The 15,997-nt window shown below is 48.1% G+C and carries 21 protein-coding genes and 1 tRNA gene; 18 read left to right on the plus strand and 4 right to left on the minus strand.

Annotated elements, in window-relative coordinates; translation table 11 throughout:
* Positions 1-71 precede the first annotated feature (71 nt).
* Positions 72-707: an endonuclease III domain-containing protein gene (locus ARCVE_RS08020; protein WP_013684271.1), complete on the plus strand. Its 636-nt coding sequence runs from the start codon at positions 72-74 to the stop codon at positions 705-707.
* An 11-nt stretch (positions 708-718) separates the two neighbouring features.
* On the opposite strand, the gene ARCVE_RS08025 is transcribed toward ARCVE_RS08020, so the two are convergent.
* Together ARCVE_RS08025 and ARCVE_RS08030 are read right to left on the minus strand one after the other, a co-directional pair.
* Positions 719-1,543, minus strand: a complete 825-nt coding sequence (locus tag ARCVE_RS08025; protein ID WP_013684272.1) for a ribose-phosphate diphosphokinase — start codon at positions 1,541-1,543, stop codon at positions 719-721.
* A gap of 64 nt (positions 1,544-1,607) precedes the next feature.
* Positions 1,608-2,267, minus strand: a complete 660-nt coding sequence (locus ARCVE_RS08030; RefSeq protein ID WP_013684273.1) for a HisA/HisF family protein — start codon at positions 2,265-2,267, stop codon at positions 1,608-1,610.
* A gap of 48 nt (positions 2,268-2,315) precedes the next feature.
* Between ARCVE_RS08030 and ARCVE_RS08035 the strand changes: the two genes are divergently transcribed.
* Together ARCVE_RS08035 and cofC are read left to right on the plus strand one after the other, a co-directional pair.
* Positions 2,316-3,017: a (5-formylfuran-3-yl)methyl phosphate synthase gene (locus ARCVE_RS08035; protein ID WP_013684274.1), complete on the plus strand. Its 702-nt coding sequence runs from the start codon at positions 2,316-2,318 to the stop codon at positions 3,015-3,017.
* A gap of 58 nt (positions 3,018-3,075) precedes the next feature.
* Positions 3,076-3,693 (plus strand): 2-phospho-L-lactate guanylyltransferase, encoded by a 618-nt coding sequence (gene cofC, locus ARCVE_RS08040; RefSeq protein ID WP_013684275.1) that lies wholly within the window; start codon positions 3,076-3,078, stop codon positions 3,691-3,693.
* 19 nt (positions 3,694-3,712) lie between these two features.
* On the opposite strand, the gene ARCVE_RS08045 is transcribed toward cofC, so the two are convergent.
* Complete coding sequence (locus ARCVE_RS08045) at positions 3,713-4,699, minus strand: DUF7343 domain-containing protein (RefSeq protein WP_013684276.1); 987 nt, start codon at positions 4,697-4,699, stop codon at positions 3,713-3,715.
* A gap of 49 nt (positions 4,700-4,748) precedes the next feature.
* Here ARCVE_RS08045 and nadA point away from each other — a divergent pair, with 49 nt between their 5' ends.
* The 8 genes from nadA to ARCVE_RS08080 all read left to right on the plus strand — a co-directional run bounded on the left by nadA (position 4,749) and on the right by ARCVE_RS08080 (position 10,217).
* Positions 4,749-5,645, plus strand: a complete 897-nt coding sequence (gene nadA, locus ARCVE_RS08050; protein WP_013684277.1) for a quinolinate synthase NadA — start codon at positions 4,749-4,751, stop codon at positions 5,643-5,645.
* The gene (locus tag ARCVE_RS08055) at positions 5,645-6,445 is read left to right on the plus strand and encodes an aspartate dehydrogenase (protein ID WP_013684278.1); all 801 of its coding nucleotides are present in this window, start codon (positions 5,645-5,647) and stop codon (positions 6,443-6,445) included. The genes nadA and ARCVE_RS08055 overlap by 1 nt, the downstream gene beginning before the upstream one ends.
* A gap of 1 nt (position 6,446) precedes the next feature.
* Positions 6,447-7,301 (plus strand): carboxylating nicotinate-nucleotide diphosphorylase, encoded by an 855-nt coding sequence (gene nadC, locus ARCVE_RS08060; protein WP_013684279.1) that lies wholly within the window; start codon positions 6,447-6,449, stop codon positions 7,299-7,301.
* A 41-nt stretch (positions 7,302-7,342) separates the two neighbouring features.
* A complete protein-coding gene (locus ARCVE_RS08065) occupies positions 7,343-7,873 on the plus strand; it encodes a nitroreductase family protein (protein WP_013684280.1) in 531 nt (176 codons plus the stop codon).
* Positions 7,867-8,649 carry an SAM hydrolase/SAM-dependent halogenase family protein gene (locus tag ARCVE_RS08070; protein WP_013684281.1) on the plus strand — a complete coding sequence of 261 codons (783 nt, stop codon included), beginning with the start codon at positions 7,867-7,869 and terminating at the stop codon, positions 8,647-8,649. Before ARCVE_RS08065 ends, ARCVE_RS08070 begins: the two co-directional genes overlap by 7 nt.
* Positions 8,637-9,071, plus strand: a complete 435-nt coding sequence (locus tag ARCVE_RS08075) for a DUF61 family protein (RefSeq protein WP_013684282.1) — start codon at positions 8,637-8,639, stop codon at positions 9,069-9,071. The genes ARCVE_RS08070 and ARCVE_RS08075 overlap by 13 nt, the downstream gene beginning before the upstream one ends.
* Before the next feature lie 92 nt (positions 9,072-9,163).
* Positions 9,164-9,331: a hypothetical protein gene (locus tag ARCVE_RS11545; protein ID WP_013684283.1), complete on the plus strand. Its 168-nt coding sequence runs from the start codon at positions 9,164-9,166 to the stop codon at positions 9,329-9,331.
* Positions 9,321-10,217 (plus strand): SAM-dependent methyltransferase, encoded by an 897-nt coding sequence (locus tag ARCVE_RS08080; protein WP_013684284.1) that lies wholly within the window; start codon positions 9,321-9,323, stop codon positions 10,215-10,217. The genes ARCVE_RS11545 and ARCVE_RS08080 overlap by 11 nt, the downstream gene beginning before the upstream one ends.
* A gap of 123 nt (positions 10,218-10,340) precedes the next feature.
* On the opposite strand, the gene ARCVE_RS08085 is transcribed toward ARCVE_RS08080, so the two are convergent.
* Positions 10,341-10,413, minus strand: a tRNA-Thr gene (locus ARCVE_RS08085).
* A gap of 98 nt (positions 10,414-10,511) precedes the next feature.
* On the opposite strand from ARCVE_RS08085, the gene tatC reads away from it, so the two are divergent.
* The 7 genes from tatC to ARCVE_RS08120 are packed head-to-tail and all read left to right on the plus strand — an operon-like array spanning position 10,512 to position 15,917.
* On the plus strand, positions 10,512-11,426 hold the full coding sequence (gene tatC / locus ARCVE_RS08090) for a twin-arginine translocase subunit TatC (protein ID WP_013684285.1): 915 nt from the start codon (positions 10,512-10,514) through the stop codon (positions 11,424-11,426).
* Between the two features lie 25 nt (positions 11,427-11,451).
* Positions 11,452-12,105, plus strand: coding sequence for an RAD55 family ATPase (locus tag ARCVE_RS08095; protein WP_013684286.1), 654 nt, complete (start codon positions 11,452-11,454; stop codon positions 12,103-12,105).
* Positions 12,102-13,259 carry a GTP-binding protein gene (locus ARCVE_RS08100; protein WP_013684287.1) on the plus strand — a complete coding sequence of 386 codons (1,158 nt, stop codon included), beginning with the start codon at positions 12,102-12,104 and terminating at the stop codon, positions 13,257-13,259. The genes ARCVE_RS08095 and ARCVE_RS08100 overlap by 4 nt, the downstream gene beginning before the upstream one ends.
* A complete protein-coding gene (locus ARCVE_RS08105) occupies positions 13,246-13,617 on the plus strand; it encodes a roadblock/LC7 domain-containing protein (RefSeq protein ID WP_013684288.1) in 372 nt (123 codons plus the stop codon). Before ARCVE_RS08100 ends, ARCVE_RS08105 begins: the two co-directional genes overlap by 14 nt.
* Positions 13,618-13,621: 4 nt before the next feature.
* On the plus strand, positions 13,622-14,221 hold the full coding sequence (locus ARCVE_RS08110) for a V4R domain-containing protein (RefSeq protein WP_013684289.1): 600 nt from the start codon (positions 13,622-13,624) through the stop codon (positions 14,219-14,221).
* A 34-nt stretch (positions 14,222-14,255) separates the two neighbouring features.
* Positions 14,256-14,957, plus strand: coding sequence for a precorrin-2 dehydrogenase/sirohydrochlorin ferrochelatase family protein (locus ARCVE_RS08115; RefSeq protein WP_013684290.1), 702 nt, complete (start codon positions 14,256-14,258; stop codon positions 14,955-14,957).
* A 9-nt stretch (positions 14,958-14,966) separates the two neighbouring features.
* The gene (locus tag ARCVE_RS08120) at positions 14,967-15,917 is read left to right on the plus strand and encodes an Lrp/AsnC family transcriptional regulator (protein WP_013684291.1); all 951 of its coding nucleotides are present in this window, start codon (positions 14,967-14,969) and stop codon (positions 15,915-15,917) included.
* The last annotated feature ends 80 nt before the right edge of the window (positions 15,918-15,997 follow it).

A 15,997-nucleotide genomic window follows, 5' to 3' on the forward strand; every position in this document is an offset into this window, starting at 1 on the left:
TCCGCCTTAAACCAGTTATAAGCGTTCGCAAGGTATCGATAGCGATAAGTACTACCCATCCTACCGGAAGCGTGGACTGGCAGAAGTTCATTTCGACGATGGAGAGCGAGGCAAAGAAGAGAAGTGCTCCGGTTTTTACCCTGAAGGATTTCCTCAAAACCCCATTTCAGCATCTCGTTTTTGCAGTTCTGAGCTCAAGAACAAGGGATGAGCAGACTGCAAAGGTCGCAAAAAAGCTTTTTGAAAGGGTGAAGAAGCCAGAAGACCTTGCAACGATGCCAGTTGAGGAGATAGAGAGGTTGATAAGAGGCGTAGGATTCTACAGAGTGAAAGCAAGGAAGCTAAAGGAGCTTGCAAAGGTTCTCGTAGAAATGGGCTCGGTTCCCGACACCTACGATGAACTCGTGAAGCTTCCGGGGGTTGGCAGAAAGACCGCAAACGTCGTCCTCGCGAGCGCCTTTGGCAAAGCAGCGATAGGTGTAGATACCCATGTCCATAGAGTTTCAAACAGAATGGGGCTCGTCAGGACGAAGAAGCCGGAAGAAACGGAGAACGAACTCAAGAAAATTATACCCAGAGAACTCTGGACGAGAGTGAACAGAGCAATGGTAGGTTTCGGCCAGACAGTATGCAGACCTCTGAAACCACTATGCGACGAGTGTCCCTTCACAGACTGGTGTCCAAAAAACGGCGTTAAGAAAGGTTGAAATCAGCAAAATCACGAGCGCAACTTTTCAGCAATCAGCGTCGCAACACTGAGTTCGCTTACAGCCCTCTCGATTGTGTCTGTCGCAACAACTCTTGCAACGCCCGCAGCATAGAGCTTGTTGAGAGCGTTCGACGCAAGAACAGCATGAACGCATGCAGCTTCAACTTTCTCTGCTCTGAGGGCTTTCGCAGCCTCGACAATAGTTCCTCCGGTCGATATTATGTCATCAACTATCACGACCCTTCTTCCTTCAACGTCGAGGCTCTTTGGAGTGATTTCAACGTGTTCCGCGTCGATTCTCCTCTTTTCCAGATAATCGAACTCGCATCCAGCAGCTTTGGCTGCGCGCTTTACCCTCTCCAGCGAGCCAAAATCTGGTGAGATCATGACAACATCCTCGTCTCTGTAGTGTTCTCCTATCAGCTCCATTGCATCGACCTCTTCAAGCTTCCTGAAGTGGCTTGCCGCTTCTCTGCTGTGCAGATTGACCGAAATAACCTTGTTCGCGTAGCTTTCGATGAGCCTCGCAACGGCCCGTATGCTGATCGCTTCACCATCAAAAAACTTCCTGTCCTGTCTCGAATACCCCATGTATGGCACGACTGCTGTTATATCGCACGATTCGAGAGCATCAAAGAGAAGCATGAGACAGACGAGGTCGTCGTTTGACGTTACGCTCTGAACCACGATTACCTCGTTGTCAACATCCTCGACCTTTACATACAGCTCGCCATCAGGAAAGCGCTTGAAAGTAGTTTTTGCGAGCGGTACGTTCAGTTCATCTGCAATCCTTTTGGCAAGCAGTGGCGATGATGTGCCCGCGATGATCCGCATACAGGCTGTTTTGCGGAATGGGATATAAGTTTTAGGCTTTTTATTCTGTTCCATGCATGGCGAACTACCTCAGAACATCCGGCGGTATCAGACCCTCGTGAACGGCTGTGGCAATGAGAACGCCGTCGCATCCCATCTTTTCAGCCCTTTCGATGTCCTCCACACTCCTTATTCCGCCGCCTGCAAGCACAGGATTGGTAGATAATCCCACCACTTTCTCCACGAGCCTGAAGTTGGGAAAGAGAGTCCCAACGTTTCCGATGCTCAGGACTATTACGCCCTTCAGCCTGAAGGAGTTAAGCCATTCTACTGCCTCTTCAACGTTATTGAAGGAGTTCGAAGCATCCATAAGCCCATCCCTTACGTCGAGGCTCACGTAAAATCCATCCTCGATTTTTCTGAGGTCAAACGTCTCGCTTCCGAGGACTGGTGTAAACGGCAGGTCTACTGTATCTTCAACACTTCTGAATCCGCAGTCGGCAATCAGCTCCTCACACAAGGGAATCATTGATGTGATTGTGTTTACGTTGCTCCCCCTGCCCATTATTGCGTCGAGGTCTGCAACGTAAACTCTCTTTGGATTCAACGTGCTTACGACCTCGAGCGGATCGCTACTCGTCACAACTCTACTCGTTAAGTGAACAGGTCGATAATTCTGCCTCTCCCCTCTTACAGCCCTCACAACCTCGCCGTTCAGTATGTCCATTACAAAGTAGACTTTCACGAAGGAGAGAACAACAGACTTATAAATATAGTATGCGGAAGCCTATCAATGCTCGTGCTCGTAAGTCCGGCAGACGTTCAGGAGGCCATTGAGTCCATTGAGGGTGGAGCAGACATAATAGACGTGAAGAACCCTGCAGAAGGGTCGCTGGGTGCGAACTATCCATGGGTTATAAGAGACATCGCAAAAGTCGTGAAGGAGCACGGCAAAGAAGTCAGCGCGACAATTGGTGACATGGACTTCAAACCCGGAACTGCAAGCCTTGCAGCCTTTGCCGTAGCTTCCTGCGGAGCCAACTACGTGAAGGTCGGGCTTTACGGAGTTAGGAGGAAAGACGAAGCTTTTAAGCTTGTCAGGGCTGTTGTAAACGCAGTCAATGAATTTGGCTCAAAGGTCGTCGTTGCAGGCTATGCAGACTTCAGGCGAATAGGATCCATCTCTCCTCTCGAGCTTCCTGAAGTCGTTCGCAACGCTGGAGCTCACGGTGTTATGGTTGATACCGCTGTTAAGGACGGCAGCAGGCTTTTTGACCACATGGGGGTTGAGGAGCTTGCGACCTTCGTTGAGCTGGCGCACTCAAACGACCTTTTCTGCGCCCTTGCCGGATCCATACAGTTTGAGGACATCCCCGTTCTAAAAAAGCTGGGAGCAGATATTGTCGGTGTGAGGACTGCCGTGTGTGAGAACGGGAGAAATTCGAAGATCAGGCGGGAGCTTGTGGCGAAGCTGGTTGAGGTGGCGAGATCGTAAGGGTGTGTGCAGCCATCAATCCAAACAACTTTTTTAACATCCTGCACTACAAGCTACGATGGTGCACATCGTCATCCCCTTCCGCCCATCGAACCCGAAATCGAGGCTCGCCGACTACCTGAGCGAAGGAGAAAGGCAAAGACTTGCAGTCTGCATGCTTAAAGATGTTCTTTCGGCTGTTCGCGATTATCCTACATCGGTTCTCGCAAGTGAGCTTCCTGCAGACCTGAGGGACGAAATTGAACCATTTGCCGACTTAATTGTTGACCCCCGCCCTCTTGATGAGGCAGTCAATGCCGTTCTGCAGCCGGAAACAGCCGTTATAATGTCGGATCTCCCTTTAATTAACAGAAAAATCGTTAAAGGCTTTGTAGAGACAGAAGGGGATGTCGTGATAGCTCCGGGAAGAAAGGGTGGAACCAACATGCTGCTTGTCAGGATTCCTTTCAGGGTGTCTTACCACTACGGAAGTTTTCTCAAGCACGTTAAAATGGCCAAAAAAGCTGGAGCAAAGGTTAGCGTTTACGACTCGTTCTTCGCCAGCGTTGACATCGACACCTACGACGACCTGCTCGAGGTTATGCTTCACGGGCGGGGCGAAACAAAGAGGTTTCTCAGTGAGTTAGGTTTCAGGATAGTGATGGAAAAGGAGCCGCGCCTGATTAGGGAAGTCTAAACTGGATCGCAGTTAAAAACTACAGGGAAACTATCAGAGTTCTGATGTTCTCTTCCGTCAGTTTTATCCCGTAGTTTTCGAGGTATTTCACGTCCTCCGTATCTATTTCCGCAGAGAAGCGGTAATTTTTAATTGCCCCTTTTATGCACTCGTCTCCTATCTCCTTAAAGCCAAGACGCTTCACCACTTCAACGGCTTGTTCTTCACTCATACTCCTCAAGCATGCCCTGATCTTCTCCGTAAACTCCACGACAAGTTGCTTGTGTTCGCTGTAGAAGTTAGCATTTGAAGCCATGGAACAGCAGGGAAATTCACCTACTACCTCTCTGAACTCGTACTTGTAGCCATCGAGAAGCGTAAAGTACGGCTCCCAAACCGCTATGGCGTCAAATTCTCCCTGCTCATACGCTGCAATCATCCTTTCTGCTGAACTGAAGTACCTTATTTTTACGGCTTCTATGCCAGTCCTTTCGAGGAAAAGCTTGAGGTTGTTCTCCATGGCCGAAAGCTCCGTAGTTGCAAAAGTCCTGGCTTTCTCTATTTTCTTTCTACTTACGACGCCACTTCCGTTGTACGCCACAACTGCGTGAATCTTTAAAGACTTGAGCAGAAGACCAAATAGAACCTGAGTGATAAGTGGCGAAACGCCGATGTCTATGCTGCCAAGCGCAAGACTCCTCGTTAGCTCTAAGGCATTATCGAAGACGATTACCCTTGCGTTTACTTCCTCTGCCGCAAGGAGCACGTGAGGATATTCTGCTGCTCTCAGCACACCAACTCTCACCTGACCTTTTACAGGAAAAGGTGCAAAGTTCGCGTGCCAGATTCTATAAGCCCTACCTATCCTCTCCCTTACTATTTCTCCCTTCTTCTCGAGATCGGCCAGAATCTCCGAAACTGTGGACTTCGAAAGTCTGAGCTCGCTGCATATCTCGCTCTGCATGATCCCGTCGCTTTTTCTGATCATGAGCAATTCCAGAATTTTCTCCCTTGCCTTCGACCCCATCGAAATTACTTGCAAAGTATTAAATATCAATCTTTCGAACATAAGTTCGATGGAGATCAAAAAGCGGATACTCAAGCTAAAAGATGAAAAGAACGCCGTAATACTTGCGCACAATTACCAGAATGCAGAAATTCAGGAAATAGCTGATTTTATCGGAGATAGCCTTGAGCTGGCAAGGACTGCAGCTAAGACGAAGGCAGACATAATCGTCTTCTGCGGTGTTGACTTCATGGCTGAAACAGCAGCCGTTCTCAATCCTGATAAGCTCGTTCTGATTCCCTCAAAAGATGCAAGATGTCCAATGGCTGCCCAGCTTCCTCCGGAGAAGGTTGTGGAAGCAAAAAGGTCAGGATGTCCATTTGTAATTTACGTAAACAGCTATGCTGCGTCGAAAGCTGAGGCAGACATATGCTGCACGTCAGCCAACGCAGCGAAGGTGGTTGAATCTCTCGACAGCGATACGGTCATGCTTGGGCCCGACGCGAATCTTGCCTGGTTTGCAGCCAGAAAAACCGGAAAGAAGGTTATTGCTGTTCCTTCTCACGGCTACTGCTACGTCCACAAGGCGTTCCGAATTGAGGATGTCAGAAATGCACGCTCAGCCCATCCAGATGCGAAAATTATCGTTCATCCCGAGTGCGATCCCGAAGTACAGATCGCAGCAGACTTCGTTGGTTCGACGAGTCAGATGTACCGCTACGCAATGGAGAGTGATGCAGAGAAGTTTGTTGTTGGAACTGAAATCGGGCTGATAGAGCGTATGCGGAGAGAGATCGAGGGAAAGGAGTTCATACCTCTCAGACACACCACGTGTATAGAGATGAAGCTCAACACCCTCGAGAGAATCCACGATGTCCTCTTGAACGAGAAAAACGTGGTTAAAATTGATCTGGAGATTGCAGATGGAGCAAGGAAAGCAATAAGGAGAATGCTTGAGGTAGCCTGATGCGGGTTGGAGTTATTGGTTGCGGGGCGATAAGCAGCGTTATAGTCGGTGCTGCGGTAAGCGAGGGATTTGCAAATATAGTCGCCCTCTTCGACAGACATGTTGATAGGGCTGAAAGGCTTGCCACCAGATGTAATGCTATAGCAGCGAAAACCTTTGACGAATTTCTCGAAGTAGAAATGGATGTTGTTGTTGAGGCTGCATCCCAGCAGGCCGTTGCCATGTACGCGGAGAGAGTTCTCGAAAAAGCCGATCTGATGATAATGTCCGTCGGAGCTCTCGCGGACGGTAAACTGTTGAAAAGAATTATAGAAGCAGCGGAAAGGAACTCTCACAAGATCTATCTGCCCTCGGGGGCAGTTGCAGGAATAGATGCCCTTAAAGCCGTTGCGGATCTGATAGAGGAAGTCGTTCTTACGACGAGAAAGAACCCTGAAAGTCTTAAGGGAGCGCCGTTCTTCGAATCGGCCGGAATCAAGCCGGAGGATATTAAAGAGGAAACTCTTCTCTTCGAAGGGAGCGCGAGGGAAGCAGTAGTGCTTTTCCCCCAGAACATAAACGTTGCCGCAATAGTTAGCCTTGCCGGGGTGGGCTTTGACAGAACGAAAGTCAGGATAATCGCCGATCCCGGACTAAGGACGAACATTCACGAGATAAGGGCAAAAGGCTCCTTTGGTGAGATCGTAACTACAACAAACAACGTTCCATCTCCACAGAATCCCAAGACAAGCTACCTTGCTGCACTGTCTGCTGTGAGAACTCTTAAGAACTTGAGACAGAAGATTGTAATCGGGACCTGATATGTTCACTATTCCCCGCTTCATAATCGAAGAACACGTTAGGCGATTTCTTGAGGAAGACCTGTATCTTGGGGATATCACTCCTGTTCCCAAGGAGGATGTTAAGGCGAAAATAGTCGCAAAGCAGCGAGGAGTTGTTGCAGGCATTGAAGTTGCGAAAATAGCCTTTGAAATCGTCGGGGTTGAAGTTATTGAAGCTTTGAGAGACGGGGAAGAAGTTGAGAGAGGACAGACAGTAATGGCAGTTACAGGCAGGGCGGGAGACGTTCTCATGGCTGAAAGGACAGTGCTAAATATTCTCATGCGCATGAGCGGGATAGCTACGACAACGAGAGATATTGTCGAGAAGGCAAAGAAGATCAACCCATCCATCAGAGTGGCTGCGACGAGGAAAACTACACCAGGGTTCAGACTTTTCGAGAAAATAGCCGTCGTTATAGGTGGTGGCGACCCACACCGCTTTAACCTCGGTGACTGTGTTTTAATAAAGGACAATCACATCACAGTATCGGGAGGCGTTGGGAAGGCGATACGGCTTGCAAAAGCTGCGAGCTTCACGAAGAAAATCGAGATCGAAGTCAGAACAGTCGATGAGGCGATTGCTGCAGCAAGAGAGGGGGCGGACATAATCATGTTTGACAACATGGACGCTGACGAGATTAGGAAGGCAGTGGAAACTCTTGAACAGCTCGGCCTGAGAGACAAGGTAATCCTCGAAGCTTCAGGGGGAATAAGGCCAGAGAACGTAGAAGAGTACGCTTCGACGGGCGTTGATGTCCTTTCATCCGGTTACATTATTCACTCCGCAAAGCCTGTGGACATGAGTCTTTACATTAGTTCAGAAGATTCAGGATAACACAACATAACATAATTATACTACTACGCCTACGAATTCCCATGGTTGAAATGCGGGAGTGTCTAAAGCTTATTTACGACAGGGTTTCAATAAGAAGATACCAGCCCGCTGAAGTGCCTGACGACGTGATTCTTGAAATTCTGAATGCTGGTAACGCTGCTCCGTCAGCGGGAAACCTTCAGGCGAGAGATTTCATCGTTGTTAAAGACCCTGCCACGAAAAAGAAGCTTGCCATCGCTGCTCTTGAACAGATGTTTATCGCTGACGCGCCCGTCGTAATTGTTGTCTGTGCAAACTATCCAAGGAGTATGCGCATCTACGGCGACAGGGGAAGGCTCTACGCGGAGCAGGACGCGACGGCGGCAGTTGAAAACATACTGCTTGCAGCCCACGCCCTCGGGCTTGGAGCAGTCTGGGTTGGAGCGTTCCATGAGGTTGCCGTGTCAAACATCCTCGGGATTCCCGAATACGCAAGGCCGATAGCCATTGTTCCCATTGGCTACCCGGCAGAAAAGCCGGAGAGAAGAAGCAGGTATCCGATTCAGGAGCTAACGCACTGGGGGAGATGGTGAAGAAGTTCAACGCCATTACGTTCCTGACGGACTTCGGAGACTTTTATCCCGGAGTAATGAAAGGAGTTATCCTCGGCATAGCTCCCGACGCAAAGATAATTGATATTACGCACGGAGTTGAGCCTCAGAACGTATATCAGGGAGCTTTTCTACTCCTCCATTCCTACCGATTCTTTCCTCCCTCCATTCATGTTGCCGTCATCGATCCGGGCGTTGGAAGCAGCAGGAGAGCAATAGCTATCGAATGCAAAAATCACCTCTTCATCGGCCCAGACAACGGCATTCTCTATCCTGCGTGCGTGGATGATGGAATAAGAAGGGTATGGAAGATAATTGAAGACAAAACGTTCACCTTTGCATCCAGCTCAACAACCTTTCACGGAAGGGACGTCTTCGCCCCCGCTGCAGCCCTTGCCTTCGAGGGTAAGCTGGAGGATGTGGCTGAAGAAATTGAAACAGAGGAAATGAAAAAGCTGGAGCTGTACGATTGCAGGGTTAGCGGTGACGAAATTCACTGCCGGATTCTTTTTGTTGACAGGTTCGGTAATGCCGTTACCAATGTTCCAGCAGACCTCGTTAAAAAGCTGGATGCAAAAGGCTTTTACATTGGTAGTGCAGAATTTCCTCTCGTAAAAACGTACTCGTGTGTTGAAGAAGGCGAGCCCCTCGCACTGATAGGGAGCTTCGATACTCTCGAGCTTAGCGTTAGAAACGGGGATGCAAGCAGGACTTATGATCTGAAATCGGGAAAGGTGGTGCTTAAATGGAGGAAATGATGTCGGAAAGAGCGCTTGCCAGAATGATTGAAGCTGTTAACAAGCACCTGCCGAGGCAGAGCAAGTCGCTTGCCGAACTTCTGCAGGAGGAGTATCCAACCATCAGGGCAAGGGATGGAAACGAGTACCTCATTGAGAGGAAGGAACTGGAGTTTATAGCCCAGCACGTTGACAGGGATGAGTGGGACAAGTTTAGCATCCCCATAATCCTCGAGATGTGCAACATTTCCGGAAACGTGCTCGTTTACGTGAGAAATAAGCGTCACGCTGCATTTCTGAAAAAGGCATTTGGCTATGACAGATTCGTCGATGACGTGCTCGTTATATATCCATACGAAATGCGCCCTGTGAGAAGAAAGCTCAAGACTGCATCACAGGTAATGTTCAACGTCCTGAGCCCGAGTATCCCGGACGAAATCTAACCCATTTTTCATCAACCAGCATAGACAGCAGATGTCACGTAAAAATAAAATTACGACAAAAGTTTTAATACGTTAACGTGCAAAATTCAAATATGAAGCTCGATAATCTCTACTGCGCACGATGCGGGTCTGAATTTGACATAGTGGTTAGAAGGACGACCGGTTATTCCGGCCCTATGCATATACCCAACCTCTACTGTCCTTTTTGCGGTGGTAGAAGGCTGGTAAAGAAGCAAGGGGTATTCTTCCATGAACCCTGAAGAGATAATCTCCCGGTTTATAGCGGAAAATGGCCCTGTTAGCTTCAGGGACTTCGTCTGGCTTCTCCTCTACCATCCCGAGGTAGGATACTACGTGAGATGCGAGTACGAAGACAACTACGAAAAGTGCCTCAGGAGAGTGGCACTCGAAGCAGCGGTTGAGGATATGCTCGAAAAGTGTGGTGGGGACATCATCGAGCTGAGAACACTGAACGACGTTGAAGGGCTTGAAGATGGCTTTACAGGCGTTGTAGTTGCCAACGAGTTCTTTACGTCTCTTCCATTTCACCTCGTAGATGGAGGAAAAGAAGTCTATGTCGATTCTGAACTTACAGAAATCCTCAGAGATCCCTCTGAAGATCTTCGTAGCTTTCTCGAATACGCAGCCCCTTATATAGAGGTTACGCGCTTTCCTGCATGTGTTGACGCTGCGAAGATTGTCGAAAGAATCGGTGAGGCGATTGAGAAGGGTTTTCTTATAGCCATCGACTATGGTTTGCCCGTGGAGGAGTATTACTCGAGGAAACTCAGAATAGCGTGCTTCAGCGAGGACAGCTTTGGCCACAATCCCTACTCCCACGTGGGACAGCAGGCAGTGGCAGCCCCCATCGATTTCACAGCACTGATGGAGTGGGGTAGCCGTTCCGGATTATGCCTGACCGGCTTTACAAGTTACAGGTACTTTCTGCTCAACACTATAGGCGAGGACGAAATGGAGGAGCCCTCGAGCTTCAAGTCGATAGCCATGCCAGTGACGTTAAAGGTTCTCGTAATGCACAAAGGAATGAGGTGGCAAAAACTGAAGTGTCTGCAGAGTGTCCCCTCTTTCGGATACTGGAACCGCTACAACTACGAAATTACCAACGACTACGAGAGTGGAGACTGATAAAATCTAATACTTCGCCCATGCTCCTTACGGGTTGCAGAGAGGAACAATTCTTTATTATATTTCCCAAATTAATTCAATACTCTTAACTACTCGTAAGAAAATCGTATCTAAAAAATCGCAAGCCGCCGGCGGGATTTGAACCCGCGACCTGGTGATTACAAGTCACCCGCTCTGCCAGCTGAGCCACGGCGGCTTGGGCGTTAATTGGTCAAAGGGGATAAAAAAATTTTGCTGGTAGCTGACGATGCTGCGATGACCAAAGTTTAAATACTCCTTGTCCAACAACCAGCGATGGCAGATTTTACTGCGAGCGAGGCAGCTGAAGTACTTCTTGCCATTAGAATGAAGCTCATCAAGGTCCTTGCTATCATCGCTATTACGTGGGCGATAGTCTTCGCTTTCGTTGCAGATCCTCTTCTTACAAAGGTCGTGGATGACCTCTATCCCGGAAATGTAGAACAGAGCAGAAACCTGGAGGAAATTTCTCACGTTTCAAGTGAGCTAAAAAGAATTGCAAGTATCCTCGATAGTTATGTAGCGAATCCAAACAACGAGTCGGCTATGAAAAATGCATCTCAGGCGTTGAAAGAGCTTTCAAAGATAGCTTTGAAAGTTAGTGCCTCACCCATATACCTGAGACCCCTTGAAGGGCTGATTTTGAAGCTTAAAATCTCGCTAATATTTGGAATTGTTGTAGCTCTGCCATACATTTTGCACCTTTCCTATAGAACCTTAAAAACGAGAACAGATTTGCTGGAAAATGTTTCAGTTACAAAAAGCCAGGCAGTTAGGTATGGTTTGGTATCGGCTATTCTCTTTGTACTCGGTGTGATCTACGGCTATTTCCTTCTGAAGTTCTTTCTGGTATTTCTCTACGGTAGCGCTGAGAAACAGGGAGTAATTCCCCTGTATTCTCTTTCTGAATTTGTCAGCTTTGTTGTGTTGATGCTCACGATTTTTGGCATCGTTTTTCAGATGCCTCTTGTGATGCTCTTTCTCGTCGGAAACAGCATAGTCGAATACAGAACGCTGACGTACTACAGAAGACACTTCTACGTGACATTCTTTGTGATAGGGGCTGCAATAACTCCACCAGACGTTTTCACGCAGTTAATGGTAGCCCTTCCAATGGTTGTCTTCTTCGAGTTGAGTTTGCTCCTGACGAGGATCGTGCACCGGGATAAGATTAAGGGGGCAAAGGTTTAAATAGTCGCTGCTGCTAATCATTATCATGGTGAAACTTGACATCATAAATGTTGACGTTCCTCCGGGCAGCAACCTCATGGTTTACGGCCCTCCGCTTATAGGAAAATCCATTTTCGTCAGGAACCTCTTTTATGAGAAGGTCAGCAGCGGTTTTGGCGGGATTTACATTTCCACGAAAGATACAGCAGAGACGCTCATAGACTGGTTCAAGGGTGTGGGTCTCGAGGATTTCAGGATTATCGACTGCGTATCGAAAGCGATGATGGACGATATCTCCGACACAGATACGATAAAAAGAGTCTCGATAATGGATTTGACTGGAATCTCGGTGAGGGTTAATGGATTTCTCGAAGACTACTGGAGATCTGGTGTAAGAGAAGTTCTCCTGACTTTTGATACGATATCTACTCTTCTAATGTATCTCAACCCTCAAACGGTATTCAGGTTTCTTCACGTGCTAACGAGCAGGCTGAGGGCCGCTGGAGCCATCGGGCTCTATGTTGTAGAAGAGGGTATGCACGACGACAAGACGACCGCAACACTAAAGCAGCTATTTAGTGGAATAATTGAACTCAAGGAAGAAGACGGCAGGAGATTTTTCAGGTTCATAAGTTCTTCTGTCAGGACGGAATGGATGGAGTTTACTGTTGAGGAAGACAGAATAGTGGTGATAGCATGAAGGTAGGTATCCCTGTTCTCGAAGAGATTTTACGTGAGCTACCCAGAGGAAAGACGCTGACGTACTACATTGATCCCGAAGTCGAGGGGGACGTTTTTGCAATGCAAACTCTCTACACAAACCTTGAGGAAGGCTACAAGTGCGCCTACGTAACCTCAACAATGACCCCTGCAAGCGTTAGGAACAGATTTAGGGAATTCGGCTGGGAACTCGATGACTTTCCGAACTTCTCAATGGTTGATGCGTACTCCGGTTTTGTTGGAGACATTTCAGGAGAAAGATACGTTGTCAAAGACCCTTCCAACCCCACCGAACTCGACGAAACAATCAGAAAAGTGGTTAAAGAAAACGACCTCGTCGTTATTACTCTATCCGCCATGATTGACGTCTGTGGCGAGGAGTTCGTTGGGATTGCAGAAGGGTGGGTACAGCATGCAGCCCTGAACGATTCGTGTCTCGTTATAAGCTTCGTCGCCTGGCCTTACTCAGACAAGGTCATCCAACAAGTAAAAGACATGTCCAATGCTGTCGTTAGTGTTGGAGGAATCCACCACAGGGTTGTGCTCGGACACTACTATGGCCTTTTAAAGGCCGATTGGGTTGACGTTGAAGGAAAGGCCGTCCTTTTCAGGCTCGTAAAGCCCGGAGGAATTAGAGCATACATACCCAAGATTCTCGTTACCGGGCCATTTAACGCAGGAAAGTCGAGTTTCGTACATGCCGTCTCGGACAGGGCTGTATCCGTCGATAGACTCGGCACAACTGTAGCTTTAGACCACGGACACGTTGAGTACAAGGGTTTCTCTATAGACATCTTCGGCACGCCTGGACAGGAGAGGTTCGACCCACTGCTCAAGTTTCTGGGTAAAGAAGCGCTTGGAGTTATACTCGTTGTTGATTCAACTCGCCCGGAGACATTCCCGAGGGCGAAGCAGATGCTCGAAGCAACTACCCGCTTTGGCCTACCCTACGTTATCGCTGCAAACAAGCAAGACCTACCAGGTGCATTGAGTCCAGAGGAGATTCGCAAAAGAATGGCTCTGCCCGAAAACGTACCGGTAATTCCTACGGTTGCGAGAGATAAGAAAGGTGTGTACGAAGTTATAGATGCTCTGTTAAATCTACTCATAGGTGGTAAGTATGGCGAGTCTTAGGGAGATGCTCGAAAACGTTCTGAAGGATTTGAAATCAGTTGGAGATGTTGAAGCCTCGGCCATCGTGTCGAGAGATGGGTTGCTCATCGCTGCAGACATTCCGCAAAGCGTTAACGCTGAAGCTTTCGCAGCAATGACTGCTACGATGCTCGGTGCTGCTGAGACAGCAACTTCAGAACTTGGAAAAGGGATTCCCGACAGAGTGATTGTAGAGGGTAAAGACGGAAAAATAATAGCAACTGGGGCTGGAAGTAAGGCTCTGCTGGTTGCTATGACCACTCCAAAGGCAAATCTCGGACTGGTTCTTCTCGAACTGGGAAGAGCGAGTGAAAAAGTTAAAGAACTCCTGAAGGGGTGAGAACATGGTAGATCCGTTTGAGGTTCTCGTCAGTGAGGACATCACTAACTGGACGAGGGAAGAGATAGTAAATGTCTTTCTGAGGTATGAAAATGGCAAGGTGATTTTCATAGAGAAGGCTCACGTGGCGGCGATGTACAACACGTTTCTTGTGGGTCTTTACCTTGATCTCATGAGAATCGTTGGTGTTGCTGCAAAGGGACTGATCCTCAACGCAGCCAGAAACGGTGGTCTAAGGGCCGGAAAGGCAATAAGGAAGAGATACCAGAAGGAGAAGGGTGAACTTACAAGAGATAAAGCCTGCAAGATCGCAAAGAACATGCTGGCGATATGGGCGAAGGGCTTTGCGTGGGGCAACATAGATGCAGACGTGAATTGCGAGGAAATAAAGGTGAGAATCTTTGACTCATTTGAAGGTGACGGCTACAGAAGGCTGAGAAGAGAACCTGCGAAGCAGCCCATGTGCTGGATGATATTTGGCTACATGTGGGGTCTCTTTGAGGGCATTCTGGACAAGAAGCTTGAAGGCGAGGAAGTAGAATGTATAGCAATGGGCAACGAGCACTGCACCTTCGTGTTCAGAGCCGCCGAGGCCGGAGAATGAAAAGTATTTTTAACCCCCTACTAAACTCACGCCGATGAGAATTCCCCTCTTCATCGAATTCGAAGGAAAGAAAGTCTTGATAATCGGTGGAGGCGGAGTTGGTACCTCAAGAGCTAAGAAGTTCATAGAGGCTGGAGCCGTCGTTAAGGTGCTCAGCCTCGCGTTCAGCGATGAATTGAAGGAACTTGAAAAGGCCGGAAAAGTTGAGTTGATTGAGGGTGATGCATTCGACAGGAGGAGGCTCGAGGAGCTACTTTCCTGGAGTGATCTCGTGACAGTAGCCATTCCAAATCTTGAAGTTAACGACCTCATAATTGATATTGCAAAAAAGCACAAAACCCTCGTAAACCTCGCAAACGATGCAGAGAAGACAGAAGTCGTTGTGCCGTTCGAGGGGGAAGTTGAGGGAATCCGCTTTGCCGTAACTACTGAGGGCAAGAGTGGTGTCGTTGCAAGAAAAGTTAGAGATTCTTTCAGAAAAATGCTCGAGGAGGATGAAGAAACCCTCTACTTCCTCAAGGCGATGTACCACCTCAAGCAGTACATGAAAGCCAACAACGTACCTGTACAGCTCAGAATGAAACTCTACTTTGTAATTGCTGCCGATCCAGAGTTCAGGAAGCTCGTAAGCAGAGAGGACATAGAGGGAGCGAGGAGGTACGTAGAAAAACTTGTGGAAGAGTACGTTTCTGGAAAGAGGAAGATTGATGAGAGCCTCGTAAAAATGCAGTTCTGAGGTGCTGAAATGTTTTCTGAAAACGATGTCAGGCTTTTAATGGCTATTCAGTACAGGTTGCCCCTCTGTGAGCAACCACTTCTGGAACTTGCTGAGCGTGAGAAGCTTGATCCCGATTTCGTTTTGCGCAGGGTTAAAGAGTTCAGGGAAAAAGGTGTCATAAAGCGCTATGGTGCGAATCTCAACTACAGGGCATTCTCGACAGAACATAAAGCAGCCCTCGTTGGGGCAAACGTTGAAGAGGACAGAATCAAAGAGGTTGCGCGCATAATAAATGCTGCAAATCCTAAGCACAATTACTGGAGAGAACATGAGCACTACTCCGTATGGTTCACCATAAAGGCAAGGAACGAGGAGGAGCTTTTCTCGAAGATAGATGAGCTTATGAAAAAATGCAATGTTGAAGATTACGTCGTTCTGCCAACGAAGAGAGTTTACAAGATGGACGTTAAGTACGACCTCATAAAGGGTATTTCGTGGAGTGAAAAGAGCTTGGAGAAATTCGACGTGCCGAAGGTGGAGGAGCTTGGCCTCGATGCTTCTCTGCTGAGAAGACTCGAGAGCCTCGATGTCTGCGAGAGGCCTTTTTCGAAGTTTGCAGAAAATGGATACACCGAAAGTGAACTTGTTGATCTGATTGCGGAGTTAATAAAAAAGGGTGTCGTGAGAGACTTCAGCGGAGTTCTGAAGGAGAGAAAGATTGGCTTTTTAGAGAACGGTATGACCGTGATAAAGACCGATAATCCAGAGAAGCTCGCTCTCAAGCTCGTCGAAGAACTTCCTCAAATCACCCATCTCGTCGAAAGAAAGGTTCCCGACGGATGGCAATATCCGCTGTACTTTATGGTTCACGCAACCCGAAGAGAGCCTATCGAGAAGATAAGAGAGAGCCTGAGAGGTTACGGCGTTGAGGATACAAGAACTCTCTACAGCAAAGCAGACTTAAAGGAACAGGCGTGATACTCTGAAACAAGCATCACCTCGGCGATAGGATTGCCGTGTACCCGGAAACTTCAGTTCGTGGTTTTTGATTCGAACAC

It is taken from the genome of Archaeoglobus veneficus SNP6 (genome assembly GCF_000194625.1).
Classification (GTDB): Archaea; Halobacteriota; Archaeoglobi; order Archaeoglobales; family Archaeoglobaceae; genus Archaeoglobus_C; species Archaeoglobus_C veneficus.

What these genes read in the sequence shown, in the direction of transcription:
- ARCVE_RS08025 (WP_013684272.1), bottom strand. Translation starts at nt 1,543, where the DNA reads ATGCGGATCATCGCGGGCACATCATCGCCACTGCTTGCCAAAAGGATT.
- ARCVE_RS08035 (WP_013684274.1), top strand. Translation starts at nt 2,316, where the DNA reads ATGCTCGTGCTCGTAAGTCCGGCAGACGTTCAGGAGGCCATTGAGTCC.
- cofC (WP_013684275.1), top strand. Translation starts at nt 3,076, where the DNA reads ATGGTGCACATCGTCATCCCCTTCCGCCCATCGAACCCGAAATCGAGG.
- ARCVE_RS08045 (WP_013684276.1), bottom strand. Translation starts at nt 4,699, where the DNA reads ATGGGGTCGAAGGCAAGGGAGAAAATTCTGGAATTGCTCATGATCAGA.
- nadA (WP_013684277.1), top strand. Translation starts at nt 4,749, where the DNA reads ATGGAGATCAAAAAGCGGATACTCAAGCTAAAAGATGAAAAGAACGCC.
- ARCVE_RS08055 (WP_013684278.1), top strand. Translation starts at nt 5,645, where the DNA reads ATGCGGGTTGGAGTTATTGGTTGCGGGGCGATAAGCAGCGTTATAGTC.
- nadC (WP_013684279.1), top strand. Translation starts at nt 6,447, where the DNA reads ATGTTCACTATTCCCCGCTTCATAATCGAAGAACACGTTAGGCGATTT.
- ARCVE_RS08065 (WP_013684280.1), top strand. Translation starts at nt 7,343, where the DNA reads ATGGTTGAAATGCGGGAGTGTCTAAAGCTTATTTACGACAGGGTTTCA.
- ARCVE_RS08070 (WP_013684281.1), top strand. Translation starts at nt 7,867, where the DNA reads ATGGTGAAGAAGTTCAACGCCATTACGTTCCTGACGGACTTCGGAGAC.
- ARCVE_RS08075 (WP_013684282.1), top strand. Translation starts at nt 8,637, where the DNA reads ATGGAGGAAATGATGTCGGAAAGAGCGCTTGCCAGAATGATTGAAGCT.
- ARCVE_RS11545 (WP_013684283.1), top strand. Translation starts at nt 9,164, where the DNA reads ATGAAGCTCGATAATCTCTACTGCGCACGATGCGGGTCTGAATTTGAC.
- ARCVE_RS08080 (WP_013684284.1), top strand. Translation starts at nt 9,321, where the DNA reads ATGAACCCTGAAGAGATAATCTCCCGGTTTATAGCGGAAAATGGCCCT.
- tatC (WP_013684285.1), top strand. Translation starts at nt 10,512, where the DNA reads ATGGCAGATTTTACTGCGAGCGAGGCAGCTGAAGTACTTCTTGCCATT.
- ARCVE_RS08095 (WP_013684286.1), top strand. Translation starts at nt 11,452, where the DNA reads ATGGTGAAACTTGACATCATAAATGTTGACGTTCCTCCGGGCAGCAAC.
- ARCVE_RS08100 (WP_013684287.1), top strand. Translation starts at nt 12,102, where the DNA reads ATGAAGGTAGGTATCCCTGTTCTCGAAGAGATTTTACGTGAGCTACCC.
- ARCVE_RS08105 (WP_013684288.1), top strand. Translation starts at nt 13,246, where the DNA reads ATGGCGAGTCTTAGGGAGATGCTCGAAAACGTTCTGAAGGATTTGAAA.
- ARCVE_RS08110 (WP_013684289.1), top strand. Translation starts at nt 13,622, where the DNA reads ATGGTAGATCCGTTTGAGGTTCTCGTCAGTGAGGACATCACTAACTGG.
- ARCVE_RS08115 (WP_013684290.1), top strand. Translation starts at nt 14,256, where the DNA reads ATGAGAATTCCCCTCTTCATCGAATTCGAAGGAAAGAAAGTCTTGATA.
- ARCVE_RS08120 (WP_013684291.1), top strand. Translation starts at nt 14,967, where the DNA reads ATGTTTTCTGAAAACGATGTCAGGCTTTTAATGGCTATTCAGTACAGG.